Below are 3,882 nucleotides of genomic sequence, written 5' to 3' on the forward strand. Positions count from 1 at the left end.
CGCGCCGATCTGGCCGCCCGCAGGCTGGCCACTGAAAGCGAGGCGCTGGCTGCCCGCGCCGCCCGGCTTGAGGCCGAGACCGATCTGGCCGACCAGCGCACCCGCCTGGCAGAGCGGCAGCGCCAGTTGCAGGCCGCGCAGGACGAGCGGGCGGTCTTCGAACTGGCGCTGCATCGCGAAGCGGTCGAGGCGCTGCCGGCGCTGCGGCTGCGGTTGGCGCAGATCGACGATGCGCTGGACAAGGCCGCGCGGCTGGCCGAGTTGACCACGCTGGTCGCGCCGCGCGATGCGGTGGTGATCTCGGTCGCGCCCGGCGGCATCGGCGCCGTCATGGCCGAGGGCGAGCCGATCGTCGCCCTGGTACCGCGCGACGCGCCGCTGATCGCCGAAATCGGCATCCCCTCGGACGAGGCAGGGCAGGTTGCCCCGGGCGCCGAGGTGGTGCTGAAGATCGACGCCTTTCCCTGGCGGCGCATGGGCGCGGCCTCGGGCACCCTTCAGGCCGTCAGCCCCGCCTCGGTCGCGCCCGAAAGCGGCGGCGCGGCCCGTCATCCGGCCCGCGTCAGCCTGACCGCCCCGCCCGCCGGTCTGAACGCCGGCCTGGCCGCCGACCTGGCCGAGGCCGCCCTGATCCCGGGCATGACGCTGTCGGCCGAAATCCGCACCGGCCGCCGCAGCGTGTTGTCCTTCTTCCTGGATCCGCTGTTGCGCGGACTGGGCGAAAGCCTGCGCGAACCCTGATCCCCGTCCCGTCCAGACCCAAATCCTGAAAGGAGCCGTCATGACCCCGACCCTGACCGCCGATCCCGCCCCCGACGCGCGGATGGACACCGCCCCGATCCCGCCGCCGCAGCGGCTTTTGCATGTCGGCTGCGGTGCGGCCCATCCCGACAAGGTGCCCGCGGCCTTCTTCCCCCGCGGTGCCTGGCAAGAGATCCGGCTCGACATCGACCCTTCCGTCGCGCCCGACATCCTGGCCTCGATCACCGATATGGCGGTGGTGCCCGACGCTTCGGTCGATGCGGTCTGGTCGGCGCATAATCTGGAACATCTGCGCGCGCATGAGGTGCCCCGCGCCCTGGCCGAGTTCCTGCGCGTGCTGCGCCCCGGCGGCTTCCTTCTGGTCACCATGCCCGACCTGCAGCAGGTCGCGGCACTGGTCGCCGAAGGGCGTCTGGAAGACCCGGCCTATGTCTCGGCCCTGGGGCCGATTGCCGCGCTGGACATGCTTTACGGCTTCCGCCCCGCCATCGCCTCGGGCAATGATTTCATGGCCCATCGCACCGGCTTTACCGCGCAAAGCCTGACCGATCACCTGACCCGCGCGGGCTTTGCCGAGATCCGCGTTCAGCGCGACGGCGGCTTCGCGCTTTGGGCCTCGGCCCAGCGGCCCGGATAAGACCCGTCGGGGCGGTCGAAGGCGGGGCCCGAAGGCCCCGCCCCTACAGGAACAGCGCCGAGACCTGGGCCGTGCTCATCACCTCGATCTGGGCCGAGGTGAAGGCATTGGTCTGGGCATTCGACAGCGCGGCGATATCGTCGGTCTCCAGCGCGGTGATCTGGTCGGTGGTGAAGGCCGCGATCTGCGCCGTGGTCAGCGCAACCATCTGCGCCGTGGTCAGCGCCGTCACCGCGTCATTCGACAGGGCGGCAAATTGCTGGGTCGAGAATTTGCCGATCTGCGCGGTGGTCAGCGCGGCCAGTTGTGCCGTGGTCAGCGCCGCCGCCTGGGCCGAGGTCAGGGCGGCGATCTGCCGGGTCGACAGGCCCGCAATCGCCGATGCCGTGAGGGCGGCGAAATCCTCGACCTCCATCACTGCGATCGCTTCGGTCGCCAGCGCGCCAAGTTGCGCCGAGGTCAGCGCGCCCGCCTGATCGACGCGCAGCGCCACCACGTCGTCGGTGCCCAGGCCCGCGATCGCGCCGACCGTCAGCGCCGCGACCTGCGCCGTGGTCAGGCCGGCGATCTGGTCGGTCGACAGGGCCGCGACCTGGGCCGAGCCCAGAACCGCAACCTGCGCCGAACCCATCGCCGCCAGCTGGTCCACCGAAAGCGCCGCGAAATCCGCGGTTTCCAGTCGCAAGACCTGCGCCGTGGTCAGCGCGGCCAGCTGATCGCCCGTCAGTCCCGCGACCTGATCGGTCGACAGCGCGGTGATCTGCGCCGTGGTCAGTCCCTGCAGGGCCGCGGTGGTCAGCGACGCCAGATCGGGCACTTCCATCGCGGCGATCAGCCCCGTCGACAGCGCGCCGATCTGGACCGAGGTCAGGGCCGCGGCCTGATCCTCGGTCAGGGCGACGATGTCATCGCTGCCAAGGCCGGCCAGCGCCGCGGTGGTCAGCGCACCGATCTGGTCGGGCGTCAGGCCCTGCAGCTGGTCGGTCGCCAGCGCGCCCAGCTGGGCGGCGCTGATCGCGGCCACCTGATCGGTGGTCAGCGCGGCCAGCTGATCGGTCGACAGGGCCGCGAAATCCGCGGTTTCCAGCCTTTGCAGCTGCGCCGTGGTCAGAACCGCCAACTGCTCGCCCGAAAGGCCCGCCACCTGATCGCTGGTCAGCGCGGTGATCTGCGCCGTGGTCAGGGTTCGGATCGCGTCGCTGGACAGCGCCGCCATATCCGCGGCCTCGATCGCGGCCAGCATCGCCGTGGTCAGATTGCCGATCTGTGCCGCGCCCATGGCGGCGATCTGATCGCTGGTCAGCGCCACCGCGCCATCGGTGCCCAGGCCCAGCAGCGCGCCCGTGGTCAGCGCGGCGATCTGATCGGGCGTCAGCGCGGCGATCTGATCGGTTTCCAAGGCGGCGAACTGGGCCGAGCCCAGTGCCGCGATCTGCGCCGTGCCCAGCGCCAGAAGCTGGTCGCTGGACAGCACCGCCAGATCGGCCGCCTCGATCCGGGCCACCTGCGCGGTGGTCAGGGCGGCAAGCTGCTCGACCGTCAGCGCCTGCATCTGGCCCGTGGTCAGCGCCACGATCTGCGCGGTGGTCAGAGCCGCGACCTGATCGGAAGACAGGGCTGCGATCCGGTCGGTTGCAAGGGCGGCGATCTGCGCGGCCGAAAACAGCGCGATCTGCCCGGTCGCCAGCGCGGTCACCTGATCCAGCGTCAGCGCGGCGACATCTTCGGTGGCCAGCGCGCCGATCTGGGCGCTGCCCAGGACCGCCAGCTGATCGGGCGTCAGGGCCGCGATCTGGTCGCTGGACAGGGCCACGATCTGCGCCGTGGTCAGGCGCTGGACCTGCGCCGCGGTCAGGGCCGCGATCTGGGCCGTGGTCAGCGCGGCCGCCTGCGCGGTGGTCAGCGCGGCCACCTGCGCCGTGGTCAGCGCGGCGATCTGATCCTCGCTCAGCACCGCCAGATCGCCCGCCTCCAGCCGTGTCAGCTGCGCGATCGTCAGCGAGGCCAGCTGTTCGGTCGTCAGCGCGGCCGCCTGATCGCTGGTCAGCGCGACGATCTGCGCCGTGGTCAGGCCGCGCAATGCGGCGCTGGTCAGGGCGGCCAGATCTTCGGTTTCCAGCGCGGCAAAGGCGGCGGTCGACAGGGCCGCGATCTGGGCCGAACCCAGAACAGCCGCCTGTTCAGCGCTGAGCGCGGCGATATCCGCCGCCTCAAGCCCGCGCAACCCGGCCGAGGACAGGGCGCCGATCTGCGCCGTGGTCAGCGCGGCCAGCTGGTCCGAGGTCAGCGCCTCGATCTGCGTCGATCCCAGCGCCGCGGTCTGCGCCGTGGTCAGCGCGCCGATCCCGACCGTGCCAAGGGCCGCGATGTCCTCGGCCTCAAGCCGGGCGAGCTGGGCCGTGGTCAGCGCGGCGATCTGCGCCGTGCCCAGCGCCGCGACCTGATCGGAAGACAGGGCCAGGATCTGCGCCGTGGTCAGCGCG

General features: G+C 71.6%; 2 protein-coding genes and 1 pseudogene. 2 read left to right on the top strand and 1 reads right to left on the bottom strand.

Features of this window, described 5'->3' with window-relative positions; genetic code table 11:
* Together K1Y73_RS21500 and K1Y73_RS21505 are read left to right on the top strand one after the other, a co-directional pair.
* Positions 1-741 (top strand): annotated as a pseudogene (locus K1Y73_RS21500) (HlyD family efflux transporter periplasmic adaptor subunit); the annotation flags it as partial.
* 40 nt (positions 742-781) lie between these two features.
* On the top strand, positions 782-1,399 hold the full coding sequence (locus tag K1Y73_RS21505) for a class I SAM-dependent methyltransferase (RefSeq protein WP_225030445.1): 618 nt from the start codon (positions 782-784) through the stop codon (positions 1,397-1,399).
* Positions 1,400-1,442: 43 nt separating this feature from the next.
* On the opposite strand, the gene K1Y73_RS21510 is transcribed toward K1Y73_RS21505, so the two are convergent.
* A partial coding sequence (locus K1Y73_RS21510) for a beta strand repeat-containing protein (RefSeq protein ID WP_404819120.1) occupies positions 1,443-3,882 on the bottom strand: 2,440 nt, incomplete at its 5' end.

It is taken from the genome of Xinfangfangia pollutisoli (assembly GCF_020179405.1).
In the GTDB taxonomy this organism is placed as follows: Bacteria; Pseudomonadota; Alphaproteobacteria; order Rhodobacterales; family Rhodobacteraceae; genus Pseudogemmobacter; species Pseudogemmobacter pollutisoli.